This is a genomic window from Serratia sp. G204Y (assembly GCF_051172435.1).
GTDB lineage: Bacteria > Pseudomonadota > Gammaproteobacteria > Enterobacterales > Enterobacteriaceae > Serratia > Serratia sarumanii.
In genome coordinates, this window is record NZ_JBPIZA010000001.1 from 1,576,157 (window position 1) to 1,595,376 (window position 19,220).

A 19,220-nucleotide genomic window follows, 5' to 3' on the forward strand; every position below is an offset into this window, starting at 1 on the left:
GTTTTTACACAGTATATGCGCAAGATTTTGACGGGGGAAAGTTCGGATTTTTGTTAGATAGGTAGGATATTGATCGGTAAAGAAAGATAGTTTCTATGAATAGCCGGGTTCCCTCCCGGCAGCGCATCACATCCCGAGACGAGAAGCCAATACCGCATCAGACTCATCGGCAGTGTGCAGTAATATCACATCTTTGAAAGCGCCATAGCATGCGCCTACACTGCCCGCTCCCTGCGTCCCACCAACCAATAATGGGGCAGTGAAACTGCTCAGATCTGCAAGCTTACCGGTAGCTGCCACAGAGGAAGTTACCGACAGCTTTCCTTTCTCATAGCCTTCAATGACACCAGACGCGACTTTGAAAAGTCCTGCTGATGGCACATAGTCAGCATAGATTGATGTTGCAGCACCTACCGCTCCGCCAGTGCCGGCTGGCCAGGCACTGTCACGCGTACCATATCGCCACGATTCGGTTATGGCGTTATTGTTAGTGATCATTGTCCGCAGATATGCCAGCGGCAGGTTATTGATATTGTACCCAAGCTGAATACCGTTATTGTCCGCACGGTACAGATCGCTCATGCGGCCAGCGATAAGGTACGCGCCCCCCTTTTGAATAACCTGGTTTGCGCGACTCTTTAAGAACCAGCCACCGCCGGATGTAATTTGAATGATAACCGCGCGCGCGGTAGCATCATACGTCATCGGCAACGGTGGAGTGCCCTGGGAACCTGCAATCAAATCACCGTCAACACCAAGCAGGTTGTAAATGGTCTGGACGTTTCCTGAACCATCCGCCTTTAGTCCGAATGCCGGCGCAGCACATACCGTCGCTCGGTCATACATTCCATTGTTCAGTAAAAATGAAAACCGCGCCAAGCAACCAGACTCGTCCGGGATAGTGCCTCCGTCTGCCACTACCCGCGCTTTGTAGGCATTAAAGAGCGCCTGTGGGTCAAGGATTGATGCCGACAAGTCGAGAGCGGCACGAAAACCCGCATAGGCTTTGCCAGTATTGATAGCTGCTGTCATTTAAAATGCTCCATTCAGTGGTAGGCGATCGAGGCATGCCCAGTTATATAGCGGAAAGGGTTGGTTATTCTTAGTGAGCCAGCGTGATGTTTGAGTTGAGCTATCACGCAGGCAAACCAGTGGATAGATAAAGTCTTGGGTTGCTGGAACAGTGTTGGTGAATCCAATCAATAGGTGATCTGTAACTGCTGGAGACTGATTGAGATTAAGCCGGATAGTGTTTGGTGCGATAACTACTACCGACTGAACCTCAGCAGAGGCATCTTGCAACGAGAAGCCTTGCCCAGGGCAATCAGCAATTGTTGTTGTATCAATTACCAGCGGCGGGTATGGGACATCGAACACGATGTCGATAGTGCTACCATTCACTGATAATGAGCGAGCTTTGAGCCCCGTCCAGGTTCCTTTTTTCACTGGGTCATACAGATGCCAGTAGATAGCCTGTGCGGCATATTCGCCTTGCAGCACTTTACCGGCGGCATTCAGATGGCTCAGCGTTGCATCGTTATAGAGCCAGTTAAGCGGGTATTTGGGGCCGTACATGATGGCCTTTGCCGCGTTCTGACGCACATAAGTTAACTGGTCGGTGGCGGTGACAGAGTACCGCTGTACAATCACAGGCTCGCCGATTGGGTTGCCTTGATCGTCTACCTGCTGATTTTTTGTATTGATGCGACTGCCGACCTGCCCAACTACCTCTGCGAAATTCTCGGTCTGGCCGGTAATCGCTTTGAAGTCAACTTGCATGCCCGAGAAATAAGGCGTCATTTTCGCGAGATAATCACCAGGATTCTGCGAGCTGCCGTTGTCGTTATCCGTTTCTCCATGCTCAAACGTCATGAATTTGAACGTGTAGCGTTTCCCTACTCCATCGGATGCATTTTTCCCAAGCTGCACGAATTCCAGCGAGTTTTGATAAGGGATGGTCCCTTTGCTTATCTCAGCAAAAGAGCGGCCGCCTGCCGCAAATGGGGCATGAATAAAGACCTGATTGCCAGGATTTTGATGGAGAATCGCATAATACATCGGCAACACATTACCCTGGCGCCATCCTGCAGCCGGATACTGCGCATCGTTAAGCGTAGACAGGTCTGACTCGCTTACAGGATCCATACCGCCGCCTTCCGGCCTTCCATTTGCGCCGACGAGTACTCGACCACGAAACGCAGGATCGCGATTGACAATATTAATGCCAGCACCATCCTTCGGCGTGTTCAGTGATTGGCCACCCGAACCACCGCCATGCACCTCGTTCGCATCGATCGGCATTTCTCGAATGGATGGTTCGTACTTAACCCCATTGCCGGCTGTTGCTTCGCCACCAGGCACATAACTGAAAATAAATCCGGTAGATGTCAGTTTTTGAGCGGTGAGCACTGGCCTCTCTGACCACACAACATTTCCTCGCCATGCCGCCGCCGGCACGCCGTTCTCGGTTTTTATCGTTGCAAGGGACTCACCCAAATTATCCTGAAGCGGGCCTTCAATACCTGGAATATAGAAACCGCCATCATCATCAATAGCGAGCAGTGCCGACTTTAAATCATCTGCTAAAACCACATATTGAAATCCCACAATGCGACGGGAAAATGTTGATGAACAAAGGGAAGAAACACGATCCTGAAGTGCATCGTCCATCCCGACAATGTTCATAGCGCCATCATCGTCAATGGTGATAAGCCCGAGCTTTCCTGATTTATCCACCAGCGCCCATTGAAGCCCTTTATATCTGTTCGCTAATGATGTCGGGATCAACTGTTCAACATATTCCTGTATCCCGCGAACAAGACCGGCGAGCCACAATTCACCATTATCGTCTACACCAAGCAGCGTTTCAGATGGGCCGTTTTTCGACTCCAAAGAAAATTGCCACCCTGTAGACGTGTAGTTTTTTAGCATCGATGTGATGTTTTTAAGTTGCGAAATATCGGCCAGGTTTGCCAACGCCTGTTGGTAAACCATTTGCACGAATTTCTCACTTGATATTTTCACACCCGTTGGTGTAATTACACCGCCAACGTTTTGATATTTTTCAGCTACAGCGCCCTCATCATCAGACCAGATAAAGAAGAACGCGCCATCCGGTATTTCTCCAGATGCAATAGCAGCGACTGCCTGCTCTTGAGTGTATGTTTTACCTAATGGAGAAAGATTTTTCCTGATGCCTTCTAAGGTGTATCTTTCCACCCCAAACCGATCAAAGTAATTTTCAGCATTGGAATTAACCACCTCGTCTATTTTTTCCGCGTTAAACTTTAAATCAATTACATCGTTACTTCGAATGGGCTTGCTGGTTGGTGTGGTCATTTACGCTGTAACCTCGTAATTATACATTTCATCGTTGTATTCAGACATGGTTAACGAGGTAGTCCCGTCGCCATTCGGTTTCTTTTCAGTAATCGTCCACTTCGTTGCGTCCATCTCCATCTGTGTGGCAATGACGTAACGAGACGGCGACTGTGTGTTGTAGCCGTCATAGAGGTTGAGGGTTATTGCTGGTACTGCTGCAGCGAAGCCAAATATGGTATCTGTGCGAGGAAATGCCTGGACGCGCGCTGTAGGCGCACCGATTGCATCAGTAACGACCACAAACATATCCCCAGACCACTCGATCCGTTCGCTGGTATCGAAGTTGTTGCCGTTACGCGCAACAATATAGCCATCCTGTTGGTTCGCGTCGTAGATATCAGCAACCTGTACCATCTGCCCGACGTTCACCCATTCACCATCGGCCAGCGCGCGGATAGTCATCGTTTGGTGTGAATACAGCAGCCGGCGAACTTCTTTCAACGCTCGATCCCGTGCCTGGAAAGAATTGCGAATAAACAGCATGTCAAACTTCTTCGCCTTTACCGGTTCGCCCTCTTCTATCGAATTGCCGACGATCCTGTAGCGGATGAATGCCTGTTTATTCGTGACCGGGTTTCGATACTTGACCTCTACCCCATCAAAACCGCCGGGGAGAGTCATGTCGTAGGAAAGGCTGTAATCCTCCGCTTTCATGTTGGCGCGGTTGAATACCGTCGTTGCGTTTGGCTTACGCTCATCGCGCGTGAAAGACAGCACCCCGCCATCCCAAAATGCTGTTACCGTCGCCGCATCACAGATCGTCTGAATGCGAGAGCCCAGAGAGATATCCTCATCATCGAAGGTGTAATCGAAATAGCCCAGGCGCTGATCTGATAGCGATGCCGCAATAGAGTAGAGTTCATAGATGTCGATGCTCGACTCTGGCTGACCGCCCATCTTTAGCCAGGTGTGCAATACCGCGTCTGCAAACGAGCGTGACGGCCTTTCTGTGTAATCTACTGTCTGTGTAGCCAAGTTGTAGCTGATGACGTGGCGGGTTATTAGCGCGTTATATTTTCGCTCTCTCGCACTGGTTGCTCGCTCTGTAGCTGTAACAGTGACGGTTACGAGCGTGTCATTCGGGTAAACAACATTAGTGCGCGTCCTGACGATGTGAACGGCCTCTACCTTCAGGATCGAGTGATCATTACTGTTGTTGGTGCGGATGAACGTTACCGCATAGCGGCCATTGCCTGACACAGGGGTAAACTTGAACGTGTCATATTTTGTATCCGCGTTCTCGTCATCGTTGTTAAGGCCGATGTTGTAGCTTTCCAGCGTGCCGGGGATCTGGTTGTTATCATCATCAACCTTCCAGAATGTGACGCTGGTTCTGGCGTAATCCCCATGTCCCAATTGCGCCTGAAGATGAACCCAAAGCTGAGTCCCATCAACCGGAGAGAATGACGGGCCAATTACCAACGGTTCATTGTCGTTAAGCGTGAATATCGACGTGTTGATCACCGCATCATCGGGGATCTGCCCAATATCATTACCCCCCAGGTTTATGAAGGTAAATTCGTAGAAATACTGCGGATTAACTGGGGCGCCATCGTCGGTTGTCGTAGCACTGAAGAGATCGGCAAATACCGTGATATCGCGTGTTACTGGGCCTGATACTGTGTTGTATGTGACATTGACCACGAAAGACACGGAATGAGGCTTAGACAGGTCATAGAAGTAATCGAAATCGCTGTTCTGCTTGATTTTCACCTTTGCCTGTCCAGCGATGAACTCCCCAGACACCATATCGGTAGTTGTCGTCGCCGTTTCTGCTGGGAAATCTCCGCTCTCGTTCGGCCCCGGCAGTTCCTGGCCGTCGATGTCGTCAAAAGCGAACCCCTCGTTGATCAGCGGGATGTTATCGCCTGGCTGGTAGATGCGGTATGAGGCGCCAGCCAGCGCGCCGAGGTTCGATTCTGAGTACCTTACTGACGTGACGTCATACCTGCCCAGCCCGAAGTTCATCCACTCTGTGACTTTCTTGATGTTGTTGTCGTACTCGAACAGCGACTCCTGAATCAGGTCAGGGTACGCGCGCACCTGGCCGTAGTTGTCAGGCTTTGCCTCGCCGTTTCGCGCAATGTTGGTTTGCCCCTTCAGGCTGTTGTTCGGGGATGTCTTTGCGTTGCTGCTTGTCGCCACGCCCACGCTTGGCTGGCCGAGCAATGACGTCAGGATTTTTTGAACGAACTTTATCGGGGCAAAAATCGGACTTAGAACTTTACCGATGGTGCCGCTTTTCGGTTGGTCGAACACGCTGATCACGTCGCCATCGTTGAGCGGGAAATTCAGCTCATCATCGGGCTGTAGCTTTACGCCGTTACACAGAATTTCAACATCGCAGTGAAGGTTGGCCGATTTTAGCCAGGGATAGAACATGCTGCCGGCGGGAAGGTTATGACGTTCTTTGGGCAACCCCGGCACGCGCTGAACTTCGATCAACGGCATAGTCGTAAAACTCCAATTTGGTGAAAACTCGCTCCAGCGTGCGTAGCTTGTCAAAGCGCACATGCCCCGCTTCGCCACGGCTATGGAATGCTTGTCCATCAATGACCAAACCGACGTGAGCTGGCTGACCGCCGTAATAGGCGATAAAAATGCTACCGTCGGCCGCTTTCTCGGCCTGATGCCAGAACACAACATCACCGGAAAAACACGTCAGGAAGTCGCTACCGGCTTCGTAGTCCGGCGTTTGGTGTATCTCTATGCCGAGCACATGCCGGTAATACAGCACCACCAGCCCCCAGCAATCAGCCGTGTCGAACGAGCACGCCCGATCGCGCCACGGCTTACCCTCCATGGCGTGAATGAAGTCAGGTTTATGCATTGGCGAGTCCTGGGAATTCCACGGTGTTGTAGAGAAAGCCGATGTTGTTGTTGAGCGGGTTCTGCAGCGTGAGCGAGCACGTTACGTCAGCCTCATCGAGAGAGGCATCTTTCACATACAGCGTCCAAGACTTCAGCGGCGTGTTCATGTCCGCCGCATCGAAACGCTGATACGTGGCAGAGATCGGCGTTATGCGTGAGTGCGCGCGCCACGACTTCAACTGCTGCTTAAAGTCCTGTGCCAGGCGCCCGAATTTCACCGTTGAGTTGATCACCGGCGTACTGCTCTGCTGGCTCTCTGCGACCTCCATTCGACACGCTGAAAACACCTGGCCGGCGAATGTCTTCGGGTATATCTGGTTTGCCACCAGCCGGAGAACGCCAAATGACGGATGGCTAAACGTCATCGTGTCGTAGATGATCCTGTTGGGCCGTTGTGACTGAAACTCTCGTAATGTAGGCATTCAATACTCCGGCATGTCGCGGTTAACCACTTCATCAATGATCCCCCACTGATATGGCGGCAGCTCAACAATGACGTCTGAGAACTCGTCATCCGGGTTGTAGAGCTTCCGGGTGATTACGCTCGCCGTCCACGTCGTCGTGTTGCCGTTGATGCTCGTTTGCACCGGCGGTGCCACAAAATGCAGTTCCTGCAGTTGCAGGCCAGAGCCCCCCAGATTGCAAAGCATCGTGAACCACTGATTGCCGTTATCCAGGTAACGAGGGCTGCGATACCACTGTTCGAATGCCCGATCCTCTTGTAGCGTGAAAATCCACGTCAGCGACCAGGTAGTTTTGAGATCATCTGTCAGGCGCTGGAAGATAGGCGCGCCCACTGCCGGCTGATCGGTGCGAAATCCGGCATCAATCGTGCGGCTCTTGTTGGCCTTCTGGGGAAGTGATAGCCAGTCGGGATAAGGTATTGCCACGGTTTTCTCCCGGTAATAAAAAACCCGCCGGAGCGGGTTATGGAGGTTTGAGTGCTGCTATTCAGTGGCTTTGCGAGGCGCCTGGTGATACTGGGAGATGCCCTGACTAATTTGGCCGCCCTGCTGCAGATCAGCCAGCACAATGCGCACCACATCGGCACCATCAGCCCCTTTGCTGGCCTGGGTATCCATTACTCCAGCACCAGATGAGTAATTCTCGATGATGATGGTTGGCGCCGCACTGCCGCCGCCGGTGATCTGCTTATTGCTGATCACCTTGCCGTTGTCACCGGGTATCATGTACTGCTTACCAGTGCTCGCCTGGTAAATCTCTGGCTTTCCTCGCTCACCTACCGGGTACATCGCGCCAGCGCTCACAGGGCCGCCGTTATAACGCGCGCCAGCCAAGGCCAGCCCGCCAGCCAATCCTACGGTTGAGGTTATCCCAGCAGCCGCTGGAGCCGCGTTAGCGCCAAGAGTTGCCAGAGATGCCATTGCAGCCGCCGGCGCCCAGGCTGAAGCCGTTGTTGCAGCCATACCCACAGATGACGCCACGGAGGCGGCGCCAAGCGTCTGGCCGAGGATGTAGTTTTTCAAGGCCTCCACACCCACCTGAACGATGCTGTTTATCACGCTGTTCAGGATGGTGTTGCCAAGCGACCTCATCGCCTCTTGTGCCGACATGGTGCCGGTAAGCAGGCCCGTAATCGCGTTTGAGGCATTGCCAGAGAATGCATCAACAGCGCTCGTCAGCATGTCGTAACCAAGGCTCTGCTGGCTAAGGATTTCCCACTGCGCGGCAGTGCGCTGTTGCTCGTACTGCTTGTTAGCAGCATTCATGAGCTCAATTCCGCGCTGAGTAATCTTCCCTTTATCCGTTTCAAACTGCTGAATCAACGCCAGCTTCTGCGCATTCTCATTGGCAAGCTGCTGCACTGGGTCAACCATCCCGGCAGCTTGCTGCTGAGGACTTACCACGGCTTTAGCCCGGATTTTTGCCAAGTTAACCTGATGCTGTTGCTCCAGTTGCTCAGCCGTGGTGTTGTACTGCTCCTGGCTGATTTTCTTAGCCGCCAACGCCGTGTTTAAATCCTTCACGTCCTGCGCGTAGCTGGCGTTCTCTTTGGCTTCCGGGAGTAACTTCTCTGCGGCCGCTTGCGCCTTGATAGCGTTGGCAGTGTCCCACTTCTTAGCGGCGTAAGCGCCAGCCTCAGCGATCTGGGCCTGAGTGGCTCCTTTCCCCAGTGATAGTTGGGCATTGAGGATCGCTTGCTCGCGGCTCCATTCACTTGCTGAGTCTGCAGCTAGTTCAGACTGCTTCCTTAGATTCTCTACCTTCTGAGCCACACTTTCAGCTGCTGTCGCGCTAGATTTTGTTTCAGACTTAAATTTTTTCTGGGCCTCTATGTTTCGGTATGTTGCCGCTGCTTCATCTTCCATGCGCTTTGTGCGCGGATCATCTTTCTTAAACCCGGCATCCTCAGCCGCATATTGAGCTGCCAGCCTTGCTCTGGCTTCCCCTTCAAGCTTGGATAGGGCTAAACTTCTTTCCGACTTCTTAATTAGCGCATCTTGTTTATTATTAGATCCGGTATTATTGAACTTTATTTGACCAGCTGCAGCCCTCGCCGACGCCTGAGCAACTGAATCAAGATCACCAACCAAAGTAGCAGCCCTATGACTTAATACAGCCAGCGCCTTGTTCTGTTCAGACCAACCATCCACCCCCAGCCATGACCACGTTCTTGCTCTACGCTCATACATCTCTGCAGTAGAAGTTAAGTCTGATATACGTTGAGCCGCCGTCTCTGTCTTGCCGCTGAGCCTATCAATCGCAGAACTTATGGAGTCAATGATCGTGACCATTGTTTGGCTCGCCCCTACGGTTTCATTCATTTTGCCTATCAGCATCTGCAATGAAATCGTCAGGGTATTGCTTGCCTGATCCATCGTCCTAGGCAGCTTTTTAAACTCTTCATTCAGAGAGTCGGATTGCTTCATTATCGCGTTGATAGCATCTTCAGCGCTTAATTTGCCTTCCAGCATCGCTTGTCTTAGCTGACCACCAGTCATGCCAAGACCGACCGCAATTTGACGAGCAAGCTCCGGCATCTGCTCAACAATAGAGTTAAACTCTTCCGCCCTCACCGTACCGGAAGCAATAGACTGACCAAATTGCCTCAAAGCATTTGCCATCTCTTCGGAAGAGCTGCCGCCAACTCGGCCAATTTTCTGCAATGTGTCGGTAAGTGCCAATATCTGTGAGTTTGTGGCGCCAGTCTCTTTTAGAGACGCAGTCATAGTTTCCCAGAGCTTAGCTGTATCCTTCAGGCTGGAGCCAGTATTTGAAGCTATAGTCGCTAGCCCCATAAAGGTGCTTTTAGCCGTTGATGTGTCGCTGGTTAAGCGTGCTATCCGTGCCTGCAGCTGAGTGATGTTATCAGCTACGGTTAAAAAAGCTTTTCCATAGTCGATTATTAAAGAAACTGAGATTGCACTCGCCACCCCAGTTAGGACGGTTTTTAAGCCACCCATTGAATTGCCAGCCTTATCCGCAGAGGATGATAAGGCATCGACAGACTTCGAGGCTTTCCCTGTTTGGCGCTGCATTTCCTCGAGAACAATAGAAGCCTTGCGACTGCCAGTGATCATTTTGGCCGTTTCAATATCAACCTGATAGACCAGGCTTCCACCATCTTGCTCTGACATTTAGCGATCTCCGGGCATAAAAAAACCCCGCCGAAGCGAGGTCGTTCTTAATTAATATTTTCTAGGCGTCTTCACCACACATGGCCGTATAGCCATACATGTCGCGTGCATCATCTTCTGTTGATATTTTCTTACTTCCAACCTTATAGGTCACTGCTTTGCTGAAATATCCCTTTTCTTTCATGCTCATGTCTATCATGAAAGAATGAAATCCAGCATAAGCGCCGAATCCATTCTTAGCATTAACTTGCCCGCACACTAAGACGAGAACTGTTCCATCCTCGTTTTCTTGAGTTTTTGCTACTCGCAAATATCTAAACTTCGCACTGTCAGGGTCTTTCAAGTCTGCAGAAATTTCCTTCTGTGCAAGTTCTAATGCTTTTTCCTCACCAGGCTTACATGCCGTCAAAGCCATGACAGCGAGTGCTACTGCTAATGTCTTTTTCATTCTTCCTTGCCCATCAATCAAAGATGACCCGATCTTAGCAGAGAGCATGACGTAGGCAACGAAAAAGCGAAAATTGCGGCGCATGAAGTCTTCGGTTAAACGCGCTAAGCTACTCCCACAGCTACTCATCAACCCGGAGAACAACAATGACAGTAAGTGCTGAAGATTTACGAAATGGCTGCCAATGGCTCGCCAGAGAGCTAACACGACTGGAGCAGCTAAACAGACCTTTAAGTTTCAAAGACTTTTACAAGTGGTCAGAAGATGGGGTGTTTATAAAAACCATTTTCAAAGAATACGGTCAATTTATGAAAGGCATCCAAATACTCGATCCAGATTATGAGCATCATAACAAGAAGTTGTTGGTGTTTATGGAGGGTGCGCTTGGTCGCCATACTAACGTCATCACCAGTGGTACCTATGGTGTGGTGGATAACGCCTACCTTCTTGCTATCAACGTGATTTTTGCCATATCACGCGAAGCCGACGATTTCTAAGCAAAAACCTCCACCTGAATGCGTTAACTTTAGGTAAGCACATGGATAAATTTGATAGAGCCATTCAGCGAGATCTACTGCAGTACCTTTGCGACATTTACCCTATCGCGCCAGACAGTAATTTAATTGATGGATTTGCCGATAAATTTGGTAGTGTAGACATCCTTACCGCCAACCTCATGTATCTTGAAGGCCATGGCCTTATCGATATTAAACTGAGCAGGGAGTTAGGCAACCGCTCCCCCAGAGCCATCTACTCATTTACAAAAATCACGAGCAAAGGAATTGACTTTATTCGTAATGATGGCGGTTTAGGAGCGATAATTAACGTCCAGACTATAAGGCTTCATCGCGATTCCGTTGTCGTTCTCGAGGATCTCATTGCAATATCTAATATGAGCGATGCGGAGAAGGATAAAGCTAAATCCACACTTGGTGAGATGTCGACTGAAGCTATCAAGTCTGTTGTTCAGTCGATCACAACTGCTGGAATTTCTGCCTTACTGGGGAAATGACAAACCGGAAAATAAAAAGGCCACGGAATTATCGTGCCAGAAAGCAAAAAGCCCACTCCGGTGGGCTTTTATCAGTTAGTAGTTTCTCTCAGCACGCTTCATCAATCTGTCTTGTGGCGATTGAGTTTTGGTAGACAGAGGAGCGACAAACTCTTTCCACTCTTTGCTGTCTTTCTGAGCAGACGATTGTTTGCCATTCAATTGATAATCATCGTTCTGGCCTGCGCATCCAGATAGAACTATCACACCCAGGGCAACCAGCAGTGACTTACGCATATCTATATCCTTATAGGAACAATCAACTCATCAAATGATAACGAATCTCACTTGTGAGGTAAAGCAAGCCTTAGAATGCAAAAAGCCCACTCAAGTGGGCTTATCTTCATCGCTATTGAGGCGCATCAGGGAACGGCATCCAGTGGCTCACTGTAAGATTAGAGTACTGAGTACTTCCATTAAGCGTTACTGCCTGAAAACCGTTGATAGGGTTGAAATTGGCAGAGCCAACGCCCTTGTCTGTTGCGACGATTACGCGATAAAGGCCAGCCTCTGGCAGCTTCTCGCCTACCGATATCCATTTCATAGCAATCACCATTGTTAAGGATGATTGAGCACTGTAGCACAAAGCAAAAAAAATCTTATGGATGCGCTCTAACTAAAGAATGGATTCAGTGGATCGTCCGCTAACATGAATGGGATATGGTTCTTAGAGTAACCGACAATGACAATCTCATCAGCACCCTTCTTGTAATAGTGAATGCATTCTCTTGATGCCTTACCACCAGGATTGAATGCTAAGCGTACCGTATAGCACTTAAACGTATGAGGAAACCAGCTTAAGCCACTGTGATAATGCCAGTACCCATTTTCTTCATAGCCATCAGCCCCTTCAATTTTGTCATAATTATCATCTACATGAGAAGGTTTATTTTTACCAATTAGAGATTTCCCTTCACCTAAGTCAACAACAAATTGAGCTATTTTTTTTTGTTCACTTGCAGACAAAAATGGCCAGTCGGTACAAAAGTCACTATTATTTGCTCCTTCACGGAAGAAGCCTGAAAGAGTAGCTGTGATCATGCTTACAAATACCTAACAATAATTATCCTTTGTTACTAGGCATCATTGCTGCAAGCACATCCGCAACAGACATCCCTGCCTTGTAAGTAACATCTTTTTCATTTTTAGCATTAGCTCTGTGTAAAATTTCAGCCCCAAGTCCAGACCAAAACTCTTCCGCGTGATAGTTACGGGCAAACTGCGTCACACCAGTGATTGCGGAAATCTGAAGACATTGCAGCAACACATCGTCAACAGTGAAGGACTCTGACGGCGCGTAAACTTCCCATGCTTTAGGGTACCTATGGCCATAGGCTCCTCTATCAGCTCGACAAGCCAATGAGTTCGATGAAAAGACTGGTTCATCAACTAAGAACGCTGCCTCATAACTTGCAGCGGAACTATTGTCTGCTGTAGTTACAAATAACATTGTCACTCTCCTGTTGCTTCTTTATGCTTCTTAATCGCCTTTCCTAAAGATTCGTATAAAGCCTCAGCTCTTGATGTTGTCATCGTCACGGAACCAACTTTTTTGAGGACTACTTTAGAAGCGCCAGGCTGTCCTTTCTCATTGGTATAGTTCACAACCGATGGAGCTGCAAAGGCAATGTTTATGAAAGATCCACCAGGCGTTTTGTATCCAGTAATCGCAGCCAGCTCAGAGTAGATTTCTCTACAATCAGCCGATTCTACTACTGGTTGCTGTCCTACGCTTCTATCTGCTTCTGCCATGTGCTAGTTACCATACGCCGGATTTTAAGGATTCTTGCATTAAACGATAATGCTTATCATTACCGTCAAATACTGTAGTGTATGAAGTTTATTACCTTAGTCATATTCTTTCAATGTCGACAGCACGTTTTCTCACTGTCTATTGCTCTCTATTGCTGTCTATTCGCCCTGTAGTGAACTCATAAAATCCATCGCGCCTCCCCATGTTTGCAAAAAACGCTTCTGCAGATTGGTTCTGCTTCGATTTTGGGCTATCGATTTTTTTGCGTTTTCATCATCGCCTGCCAGCGCTTCTCGTCTTCGTCCATCACCTGATCGTACTCTTCGCGCGTGAAGCCTTTCTGCTCTGGGTACTTTGCCGCCAGCAGCAACTGAAACTCGGTCATCGAAAGGCACTCTGCTTCGGCGCGGGGCATGTTGAAGTGATTGCGCGCTGCGCTGATGTACTCAAAAGAATTGAACTCGTTCACGTAACTGTTCGACTCGTGACGCTGCAACTTGCGTATCTTTGCCTTACCGATGATGCCGTGGGTGATCAGCAATTGGCCGATCACAATGATATCGCTCGCCGGCATCTTGCCGCGGCGAAACACGAAAGCTCTCTTCCCTCGTTTGCTTGGTCGCAACTCTCCCACCAGCGCGCTAAGGTCATCATCACAGCATGCCTGCATGACGATCATCCCGGCGAATATTGCTGAGCTACTGAATGACGGCGCGTTGATGTATGCCAGCAACCACCCAGGAACCTCACCGTATGCCTCAACAGCGGCTTCAAGTAACCGCGGAGCTTCACTGGTATGGAGTTCAGCAAATCGCTCTACAATCTCCGCTGGCGAACCTATGCGGGTCATGTTTGCGAACGAAGGTCGAAGGAAGTAATCGCGATCGGCATCGGTGATGACCATCTCGCCTAATTCAGTAATTGGTGTCATTTAAACCTCAAAACGATGGCATCCCTGCCAATCTTCAGTCAAAAGCCAGGAAGGTACATCTGCACTTCATCAGCAACACGCTCTCGGGCAGTGTGAAGAAGGCGTTTTCGACCGCCGACACCCCACTTCGCCATTTGGCTGGCGCACTGGCTTATTTCCTTGGATTCGGTCTTGATGATGTGGTCTATTTTGTTCAAGCGAGACATGGCATCAATACCATTGCGGATCACTGCCTGGAACGTCTGATAAACCTTGATCTCAAACTTTGCGCTAAGCCATGCCGCATATCTGATAGCCACCAACTCCAGACCCCAGACCCCGTGATTAGGGCCTCCATTAACCGTTTTAAGCGCCGCTACTTTTGTAGCGGCGGTCAGTTCGCGCACAAACTCCTTGATTGATTTGCTTTTCGTGAAGTTGCTTGGGCGCTGTGACTCCGTGGCGTTACCTTCTGCTACAGCGGCAGCATGCAGATCATTGAGGTTATAGCGCCCCTCTTCATCAACACGAACGGAGACGCCGTTTACTGCTACGGTTGGATAGTTCATTCGGATTACCTTTTAGTGATGAACCTTGTCGCACAGGAAACGGCCCCAAGAAGGCTCCGACAGCCAGCCGGTTCCTCAAGGGTCATCCTGAAAGGTTCTTGGTTTGATTACTGCGCGTGCGGTGCGCGATGAATTTCAGGTACAAAAAAGCCCCGCATGAGCAGGGCTAGTCTTTGTCAGATCGACGGTCGGTTTCCCGACCATTTGCTATGCGGTAACGGTGATCGCGCTGGTAGATGTTTTGGCGCCATCATTGGTGGTAAACGTGATTGTGGCCGCGCCGGCAGAAACGCCAGTAACGAGACCTGACTGATTGACGGTGGCCTTACCGGTTGCCGAGGATGACCAGGTGCCGGTTTTGTCGCTGGCATCAGCCGGCGCCACGGTAGCGGTAAGCTGTTGAGTAGCCCCTACAGCAATGCTTGCTGTTGCTGGCGCCACTGTCACACCGGTAACCGGGACATCCGCGGCGACTTCAAACACGACAGTATCGGCATCAGCAACTTTCCACTCGCCGGAGAAAGTGGAGATGTCGCTCGTGCCAAAATCACCAGACCACGACGTAGTGTTGAAGTAGCCCATGATGTAGGTGCCGGAGTCTTCGCCGACGAAATCGAATCGCACCCAGATCGACGGCTGCCGGCCAGCCTGCACTTCATCGAAAATGTACTTGGAGATGTTGAGAGCGCCGATCTCAGTGGTTTTGTCTTTACGGCGGAATTCACCTTCACCGGAAATGGTGAAATCCATGTTGGTTACCAGGTTCTCCACCAGCCCTTTCGCGTCGTCTGCTTCAGACGTCACGGAGTTTGGCGAGAAATCGAAGCCCTTGGTGGTCAGCGCGCCGAGACGCTTCCAGTCACTCAGTGCCGGCAGCGTGTCAGCACAGCCGAACGCCATACGCAGCACCGCGACTTTACCGATCAGCTTACCGGTATCATTTGCACAACCTTGCATGTGTTACCTCTTCAAATAAAAAAGGCCGCCCATAGGCAGCCTGATGGATAGATATGTGCGTTATTCGCCGTAGGTGCAGCAGACTAAAAGTCGGTAGATTAATCGCCCCTCTGCTGATGGGATTGGCGTTGGAGATCCTCCAAGCAGACGCATGGCGCCAACACAGCTATCAGCGCCCTGCTGGCTCCTGATGTAGTCGCCGATTTTGTTCGCCGCGGCATCTGCTTCTGCGTTCTTCCCTTTGGCCCCGACTACATCGACCATTACGAAGAAATCTCCACCGCGGTCGTATTGAATATCTGAACCACCACCTGGCCGGAACACGATGAAAGCGTCGGATAACTTACCCGTGTCGTTCCACATCAGCGTTTGGATGGTGAGCCCCGCGGTTAGGCCTGCGCTCTCGAAAAGATTTCGTAGGCGGAGATACATTGGAGGTGTCACAGCATCATCTCCTTCCTGATTATCTCGTCCACTTGCCGGCGGGTTTTCTCTGCAGCCTTGGTGAGGAATTTAGGTTCACCAGATGGATCCCAATAATTACCGCCACCTTGCGACTTAGGACGCGGCAGCCCTTTTAAGATGCCACTGGCGTTATGAACATAAACCGCATAGTTGGCCGAATACCCGATACGCCCAGTGATGCGTGTTCCATTCACTACGGGGGTGTCCTGGTATTGCGAGTTAATCAGTACCGAGGTTTTACCTATTGGGGTCATCAGGGCAGCCTCATTGCCGATGATAAACAGCGCTGTTTTGATAGCCCTGACAGCCTTTCTCGTCCTGACATCCTCAACCACGGCATCAAGACGCTGCTGGGCCTCTTTGATACCCTTTATCTTTACGCCCATCACTACACTCCCGTCAGAATGGCTATATCCTCTGCCAGGCGGTCAAACGTGTCGGCATAGCGGATCACCTGCACCACCTCATCGGCACCCGCAGCGATCGGGTCTACCATGGTAGACACGCCGATAAGCAGATAGTCGCCTTTCTTGGCTTCGGTGAATTCAGTCCATACAGTGTTTTTTACAGTGATTTCCGAACCGATATTGTTCAACTTCGCCGAGAGTCCGCCCTGGTAATCGCACATGATAATTTCAGGCGGAGCCCAGCCCAGAGGATCGCTCGCTTCGCTATTGCCGAGATTACGCCATATCGTGGCCTCAGCCGTGTATGACCAGTTGGCTAATGATGACATGTCACTCTCTCCAGCTAATCACCGCAGGCCGTTCTGCCGCGATTTTCGGGCAATTAAATTTCCACTCACCGCGGTCATTAACGAATCCCGTGGTTTGCCTGGCCGTATCAGTCTTCACCCAGACGCGCTCAAAAGGCTTTGGTAACCGTTCGGCGACAGGTATCCATGCCATCAACCACCACCGCACATGCAGCCGCCCTTGCCGATCCAGATACCGGCAAAAGCCTTGTTTGTTGGGTCAGGTGGAATCAGGCCTGTAGCGCACCCTTTTTTGTCCAACCCGCGCAGCAGATTCAGCGCCCCTTTCCAGCGATCGCTAAATGACTGATAGCGGAACGAACGCGATGCCCCGCTTGGCGCCGTTTGAGAGCTGATGTATTTATCGCCCTGGCCTAATCCCATAAGCCTGAGAAGATAGAGTTGGATGAGTAACGCTGTGGATGCTGGGTAATTCGCATCCAGACATTCCTGAATGCTGTTCACCTGCTCCACCAGCGCATCCAAGACGAAATCAGGCAAGGTGATACCCTGTGACTCCAGATATTCCTTGGCCTTTTCTTTAGTCACCATGGCTGATTCCTGTAAGAAGAAGCCCCGCCGAAACGGGGCAAAAAAAAACCGCCTTGGCGGCGGCTGTTATTCAGCAGGGAACAGATTTTCGAGCTCGCCTTCCGGCAACAGCTCAGCGAGCTTTTCTTCGCCTAGGTTGCCTTTGAACTCAATCCCCAGATCAGTGAGCCGCGCTTTGATAGCATCCTTGCGCGACTTGGTTTCGTTGCCGGCATCCGGGGTGGCCGGGGTCAGTTCACCGCCAGCCGCGCCACGCATCAACCGAACGTTAGATTTCAGCGCTGGGTGAAGCTTTTCCAGTTCCAACACATCCCCGATCTCTACGCCATTCCAGGGGCGAATAACTTCGTATTTAGCCATGTTTCCCCCTTACGCCAGATTGGCGCCGTAGACAACACCGGAAAGCCCCTGCTCGTCCGCAATGATTTGCAGACCTTCAGCAGACATGATCTGGAAGTTGTAGTTAACGTTAGGCAGAGGGCGCGGCAGCGGAACAACACCCACAGCCATGCCGACCAGCGGAGAGATCACATCACGGCGACGGACGTAAGCGACGAACTCATTACCCTTCAGTGCAAAGGTCATGCGAATTTCTTTAACCGGTGCAAATGGCAGTACCGCCTGCAATACAGTGCCACTCACAACGCCGTTGACCACGTATGGCTGCGCCAGGTTTGCCCAGATTTCTGGGGATACCCACATCACGTCGTACTGAGAGACTTTGTTGGCGCGCACCAGCGCACCGAATGCACCTTTGCCGAAGAACTCGAACAACTGAGTCATCGTTGCTGCAGTCAGATCGATGTTTGCGCCGCCGGCACCAGCCCCCAGATTGAGCTTTTTGGTGTTGCGGTGATTTTTAATGCCCTGCGCAGGATAGGACTGAACCTGGATGTTAGGATCACCGTTGAGGTAATAGTTGACGCGCTTCTGGTTGAACTTACGCATCTTAGCCATTTGCGAGTCCAACACCAGATCGATACCCACGGTGTTCAGCCCGGCAGCATGACGCCAGTTCACACCATAGCCGGCAGTGAATACCGGAATTGGGTCGCCATCGCTGGCGTATTCTGTGTGGTCAAAGGAGAACGGCGCCTGGCCATCAATGCTTACCGACACATCATCAGCAATATCACCTACCACGCTATACAGCTTGGCAGTTTTGCCGACGGACAGAACCGTTTGTACGCCGGCCAGATCGTTGATGATTTCCATGCCAACTTCCTGATCGCGCAGTTGCAGTACCTGGCGATCAATTTCAGCCCAGAAATCACGAGTAAAGCCACCAGCAGCGTTTACTGCCAACCACTCCTGTGTCATGTGGGCGCGGTTGGCAGCGATCATGGCGTTATGATTGGCGTTCCACATATTGCGGTTCGCCCACAGTTCATTCCAATGACCGCCGAGGCGGCTGTTTGCAGCCAATGTCTCTTTGGAGAAATACATGTGCGTTTATCCTTCTTTTAAGCGCCAGCGGCGACAGTGCCAACGCGCATACGCACGCGGATGAAATCGGTAGCGCCGGCGGCGATGGTAGCTTCGTCCTGGCTGTAACCGATCACTGAGTCAGTGTCAGCAGTTGCCAGGGTGAATTGGCCGTTAGCGCCAAGCTTGATCGGGCTGTCTTTCTTGTACGTGCCAGGTACGCAGAGCAGCGCCAGTTCACGGCCTTCTTCCACGTAGTTGCCTACAGCGGAATCGCCTGCAGGAACCGCTTCGGTGATTTTCAGCCCTTGATGGTAGGCAACGTCGATGATGTAGATACGACCCTTTAGCGAGGTAGCCTGAGCGAATTCATCGCTGGCGTTGATGACGGCAGCAGTGCCTGGCAAAAGTGCCGCGGCAGTGGTGCGAGTTTCGGTCTTATACAGCGACTTTCCGTCGATGTTTACGCGACGATAACGTGGCAT

At 50.8% G+C, this 19,220-nt stretch carries 25 protein-coding genes; 2 read left to right on the plus strand and 23 right to left on the minus strand.

Annotated features, from left to right (window positions below; genetic code table 11):
• Nucleotides 1-126 precede the first annotated feature (126 nt).
• The 8 genes from ACSBQQ_RS07585 to ACSBQQ_RS07620 all read right to left on the minus strand — a co-directional run bounded on the left by ACSBQQ_RS07585 (nt 127) and on the right by ACSBQQ_RS07620 (nt 10,383).
• Nucleotides 127-1,032 carry a hypothetical protein gene (locus ACSBQQ_RS07585; protein WP_060437140.1) on the minus strand — a complete coding sequence of 302 codons (906 nt, stop codon included), beginning with the start codon at nt 1,030-1,032 and terminating at the stop codon, nt 127-129.
• Nucleotides 1,033-3,339: a hypothetical protein gene (locus tag ACSBQQ_RS07590; RefSeq protein ID WP_060437371.1), complete on the minus strand. Its 2,307-nt coding sequence runs from the start codon at nt 3,337-3,339 to the stop codon at nt 1,033-1,035.
• Complete coding sequence (locus tag ACSBQQ_RS07595; RefSeq protein WP_060435792.1) at nt 3,340-5,832, minus strand: host specificity factor TipJ family phage tail protein; 2,493 nt, start codon at nt 5,830-5,832, stop codon at nt 3,340-3,342. It abuts the gene before it with no gap.
• Nucleotides 5,780-6,211, minus strand: a complete 432-nt coding sequence (locus ACSBQQ_RS07600; protein WP_228060249.1) for an NlpC/P60 family protein — start codon at nt 6,209-6,211, stop codon at nt 5,780-5,782. The genes ACSBQQ_RS07595 and ACSBQQ_RS07600 overlap by 53 nt, the downstream gene beginning before the upstream one ends.
• Nucleotides 6,204-6,674 (minus strand): DUF1833 family protein, encoded by a 471-nt coding sequence (locus ACSBQQ_RS07605; RefSeq protein ID WP_060428209.1) that lies wholly within the window; start codon nt 6,672-6,674, stop codon nt 6,204-6,206. The genes ACSBQQ_RS07600 and ACSBQQ_RS07605 overlap by 8 nt, the downstream gene beginning before the upstream one ends.
• The gene (locus tag ACSBQQ_RS07610) at nt 6,675-7,142 is read right to left on the minus strand and encodes a hypothetical protein (protein ID WP_060428211.1); all 468 of its coding nucleotides are present in this window, start codon (nt 7,140-7,142) and stop codon (nt 6,675-6,677) included.
• A 57-nt stretch (nt 7,143-7,199) separates the two neighbouring features.
• Nucleotides 7,200-9,851, minus strand: a complete 2,652-nt coding sequence (locus tag ACSBQQ_RS07615) for a tape measure protein (RefSeq protein WP_060435793.1) — start codon at nt 9,849-9,851, stop codon at nt 7,200-7,202.
• A 61-nt stretch (nt 9,852-9,912) separates the two neighbouring features.
• Nucleotides 9,913-10,383, minus strand: coding sequence for a hypothetical protein (locus tag ACSBQQ_RS07620; RefSeq protein ID WP_230200359.1), 471 nt, complete (start codon nt 10,381-10,383; stop codon nt 9,913-9,915).
• 62 nt (nt 10,384-10,445) lie between these two features.
• Here ACSBQQ_RS07620 and ACSBQQ_RS07625 point away from each other — a divergent pair, with 62 nt between their 5' ends.
• Together ACSBQQ_RS07625 and ACSBQQ_RS07630 are read left to right on the plus strand one after the other, a co-directional pair.
• Nucleotides 10,446-10,796, plus strand: coding sequence for a hypothetical protein (locus ACSBQQ_RS07625; RefSeq protein WP_060429461.1), 351 nt, complete (start codon nt 10,446-10,448; stop codon nt 10,794-10,796).
• Between the two features lie 41 nt (nt 10,797-10,837).
• Nucleotides 10,838-11,311: a hypothetical protein gene (locus ACSBQQ_RS07630; protein ID WP_072269920.1), complete on the plus strand. Its 474-nt coding sequence runs from the start codon at nt 10,838-10,840 to the stop codon at nt 11,309-11,311.
• A 75-nt stretch (nt 11,312-11,386) separates the two neighbouring features.
• Here ACSBQQ_RS07630 and ACSBQQ_RS07635 read toward each other — a convergent pair whose 3' ends face one another.
• The 15 genes from ACSBQQ_RS07635 to ACSBQQ_RS07705 form a co-directional block, all read right to left on the minus strand.
• Nucleotides 11,387-11,587, minus strand: coding sequence for a lipoprotein (locus tag ACSBQQ_RS07635; protein WP_060435794.1), 201 nt, complete (start codon nt 11,585-11,587; stop codon nt 11,387-11,389).
• Nucleotides 11,588-11,699: 112 nt separating this feature from the next.
• Nucleotides 11,700-11,906, minus strand: a complete 207-nt coding sequence (locus ACSBQQ_RS07640) for a DUF551 domain-containing protein (protein ID WP_072269919.1) — start codon at nt 11,904-11,906, stop codon at nt 11,700-11,702.
• Nucleotides 11,907-11,962: 56 nt separating this feature from the next.
• Nucleotides 11,963-12,391, minus strand: coding sequence for a hypothetical protein (locus ACSBQQ_RS07645; protein ID WP_071845153.1), 429 nt, complete (start codon nt 12,389-12,391; stop codon nt 11,963-11,965).
• A 22-nt stretch (nt 12,392-12,413) separates the two neighbouring features.
• The gene (locus ACSBQQ_RS07650) at nt 12,414-12,800 is read right to left on the minus strand and encodes a hypothetical protein (RefSeq protein WP_140367553.1); all 387 of its coding nucleotides are present in this window, start codon (nt 12,798-12,800) and stop codon (nt 12,414-12,416) included.
• 2 nt (nt 12,801-12,802) lie between these two features.
• Nucleotides 12,803-13,102, minus strand: coding sequence for a hypothetical protein (locus tag ACSBQQ_RS07655; protein WP_140367552.1), 300 nt, complete (start codon nt 13,100-13,102; stop codon nt 12,803-12,805).
• 251 nt (nt 13,103-13,353) lie between these two features.
• A complete protein-coding gene (locus tag ACSBQQ_RS07660; RefSeq protein ID WP_060429460.1) occupies nt 13,354-14,034 on the minus strand; it encodes a DUF6246 family protein in 681 nt (226 codons plus the stop codon).
• Nucleotides 14,035-14,072: 38 nt separating this feature from the next.
• The gene (locus ACSBQQ_RS07665) at nt 14,073-14,582 is read right to left on the minus strand and encodes a KilA-N domain-containing protein (protein ID WP_060429459.1); all 510 of its coding nucleotides are present in this window, start codon (nt 14,580-14,582) and stop codon (nt 14,073-14,075) included.
• A gap of 207 nt (nt 14,583-14,789) precedes the next feature.
• Nucleotides 14,790-15,539 carry an Ig-like domain-containing protein gene (locus ACSBQQ_RS07670; RefSeq protein ID WP_041033806.1) on the minus strand — a complete coding sequence of 250 codons (750 nt, stop codon included), beginning with the start codon at nt 15,537-15,539 and terminating at the stop codon, nt 14,790-14,792.
• Between the two features lie 60 nt (nt 15,540-15,599).
• Nucleotides 15,600-15,983, minus strand: coding sequence for a phage tail termination protein (locus ACSBQQ_RS07675; RefSeq protein ID WP_060429458.1), 384 nt, complete (start codon nt 15,981-15,983; stop codon nt 15,600-15,602).
• A complete protein-coding gene (locus ACSBQQ_RS07680) occupies nt 15,980-16,390 on the minus strand; it encodes a hypothetical protein (RefSeq protein WP_060429457.1) in 411 nt (136 codons plus the stop codon). Before ACSBQQ_RS07680 ends, ACSBQQ_RS07675 begins: the two co-directional genes overlap by 4 nt.
• A gap of 2 nt (nt 16,391-16,392) precedes the next feature.
• The gene (locus ACSBQQ_RS07685; RefSeq protein ID WP_060429456.1) at nt 16,393-16,740 is read right to left on the minus strand and encodes a hypothetical protein; all 348 of its coding nucleotides are present in this window, start codon (nt 16,738-16,740) and stop codon (nt 16,393-16,395) included.
• A gap of 171 nt (nt 16,741-16,911) precedes the next feature.
• Entirely contained in the window at nt 16,912-17,310 is a 399-nt protein-coding gene (locus ACSBQQ_RS07690; RefSeq protein ID WP_060429455.1) for a DUF7370 family protein, read from the minus strand.
• Nucleotides 17,311-17,376: 66 nt separating this feature from the next.
• Nucleotides 17,377-17,670 (minus strand): hypothetical protein, encoded by a 294-nt coding sequence (locus ACSBQQ_RS07695; RefSeq protein WP_060429454.1) that lies wholly within the window; start codon nt 17,668-17,670, stop codon nt 17,377-17,379.
• Between the two features lie 9 nt (nt 17,671-17,679).
• Nucleotides 17,680-18,756: a major capsid protein gene (locus tag ACSBQQ_RS07700; protein WP_060429453.1), complete on the minus strand. Its 1,077-nt coding sequence runs from the start codon at nt 18,754-18,756 to the stop codon at nt 17,680-17,682.
• 17 nt (nt 18,757-18,773) lie between these two features.
• Nucleotides 18,774-19,220: a phage cement protein gene (locus ACSBQQ_RS07705; RefSeq protein ID WP_060429452.1), complete on the minus strand. Its 447-nt coding sequence runs from the start codon at nt 19,218-19,220 to the stop codon at nt 18,774-18,776.

What these genes read in the sequence shown, in the direction of transcription:
- ACSBQQ_RS07585 (WP_060437140.1), bottom strand. Translation starts at nt 1,032, where the DNA reads ATGACAGCAGCTATCAATACTGGCAAAGCCTATGCGGGTTTTCGTGCC.
- ACSBQQ_RS07590 (WP_060437371.1), bottom strand. Translation starts at nt 3,339, where the DNA reads ATGACCACACCAACCAGCAAGCCCATTCGAAGTAACGATGTAATTGAT.
- ACSBQQ_RS07595 (WP_060435792.1), bottom strand. Translation starts at nt 5,832, where the DNA reads ATGCCGTTGATCGAAGTTCAGCGCGTGCCGGGGTTGCCCAAAGAACGT.
- ACSBQQ_RS07600 (WP_228060249.1), bottom strand. Translation starts at nt 6,211, where the DNA reads ATGCATAAACCTGACTTCATTCACGCCATGGAGGGTAAGCCGTGGCGC.
- ACSBQQ_RS07605 (WP_060428209.1), bottom strand. Translation starts at nt 6,674, where the DNA reads ATGCCTACATTACGAGAGTTTCAGTCACAACGGCCCAACAGGATCATC.
- ACSBQQ_RS07615 (WP_060435793.1), bottom strand. Translation starts at nt 9,851, where the DNA reads ATGTCAGAGCAAGATGGTGGAAGCCTGGTCTATCAGGTTGATATTGAA.
- ACSBQQ_RS07620 (WP_230200359.1), bottom strand. Translation starts at nt 10,383, where the DNA reads ATGCGCCGCAATTTTCGCTTTTTCGTTGCCTACGTCATGCTCTCTGCT.
- ACSBQQ_RS07625 (WP_060429461.1), top strand. Translation starts at nt 10,446, where the DNA reads ATGACAGTAAGTGCTGAAGATTTACGAAATGGCTGCCAATGGCTCGCC.
- ACSBQQ_RS07630 (WP_072269920.1), top strand. Translation starts at nt 10,838, where the DNA reads ATGGATAAATTTGATAGAGCCATTCAGCGAGATCTACTGCAGTACCTT.
- ACSBQQ_RS07635 (WP_060435794.1), bottom strand. Translation starts at nt 11,587, where the DNA reads ATGCGTAAGTCACTGCTGGTTGCCCTGGGTGTGATAGTTCTATCTGGA.
- ACSBQQ_RS07640 (WP_072269919.1), bottom strand. Translation starts at nt 11,906, where the DNA reads ATGGTGATTGCTATGAAATGGATATCGGTAGGCGAGAAGCTGCCAGAG.
- ACSBQQ_RS07645 (WP_071845153.1), bottom strand. Translation starts at nt 12,391, where the DNA reads ATGATCACAGCTACTCTTTCAGGCTTCTTCCGTGAAGGAGCAAATAAT.
- ACSBQQ_RS07650 (WP_140367553.1), bottom strand. Translation starts at nt 12,800, where the DNA reads ATGTTATTTGTAACTACAGCAGACAATAGTTCCGCTGCAAGTTATGAG.
- ACSBQQ_RS07655 (WP_140367552.1), bottom strand. Translation starts at nt 13,102, where the DNA reads ATGGCAGAAGCAGATAGAAGCGTAGGACAGCAACCAGTAGTAGAATCG.
- ACSBQQ_RS07660 (WP_060429460.1), bottom strand. Translation starts at nt 14,034, where the DNA reads ATGACACCAATTACTGAATTAGGCGAGATGGTCATCACCGATGCCGAT.
- ACSBQQ_RS07665 (WP_060429459.1), bottom strand. Translation starts at nt 14,582, where the DNA reads ATGAACTATCCAACCGTAGCAGTAAACGGCGTCTCCGTTCGTGTTGAT.
- ACSBQQ_RS07670 (WP_041033806.1), bottom strand. Translation starts at nt 15,539, where the DNA reads ATGCAAGGTTGTGCAAATGATACCGGTAAGCTGATCGGTAAAGTCGCG.
- ACSBQQ_RS07680 (WP_060429457.1), bottom strand. Translation starts at nt 16,390, where the DNA reads ATGGGCGTAAAGATAAAGGGTATCAAAGAGGCCCAGCAGCGTCTTGAT.
- ACSBQQ_RS07685 (WP_060429456.1), bottom strand. Translation starts at nt 16,740, where the DNA reads ATGTCATCATTAGCCAACTGGTCATACACGGCTGAGGCCACGATATGG.
- ACSBQQ_RS07690 (WP_060429455.1), bottom strand. Translation starts at nt 17,310, where the DNA reads ATGGTGACTAAAGAAAAGGCCAAGGAATATCTGGAGTCACAGGGTATC.
- ACSBQQ_RS07695 (WP_060429454.1), bottom strand. Translation starts at nt 17,670, where the DNA reads ATGGCTAAATACGAAGTTATTCGCCCCTGGAATGGCGTAGAGATCGGG.
- ACSBQQ_RS07700 (WP_060429453.1), bottom strand. Translation starts at nt 18,756, where the DNA reads ATGTATTTCTCCAAAGAGACATTGGCTGCAAACAGCCGCCTCGGCGGT.
- ACSBQQ_RS07705 (WP_060429452.1), bottom strand. Translation starts at nt 19,220, where the DNA reads ATGCCACGTTATCGTCGCGTAAACATCGACGGAAAGTCGCTGTATAAG.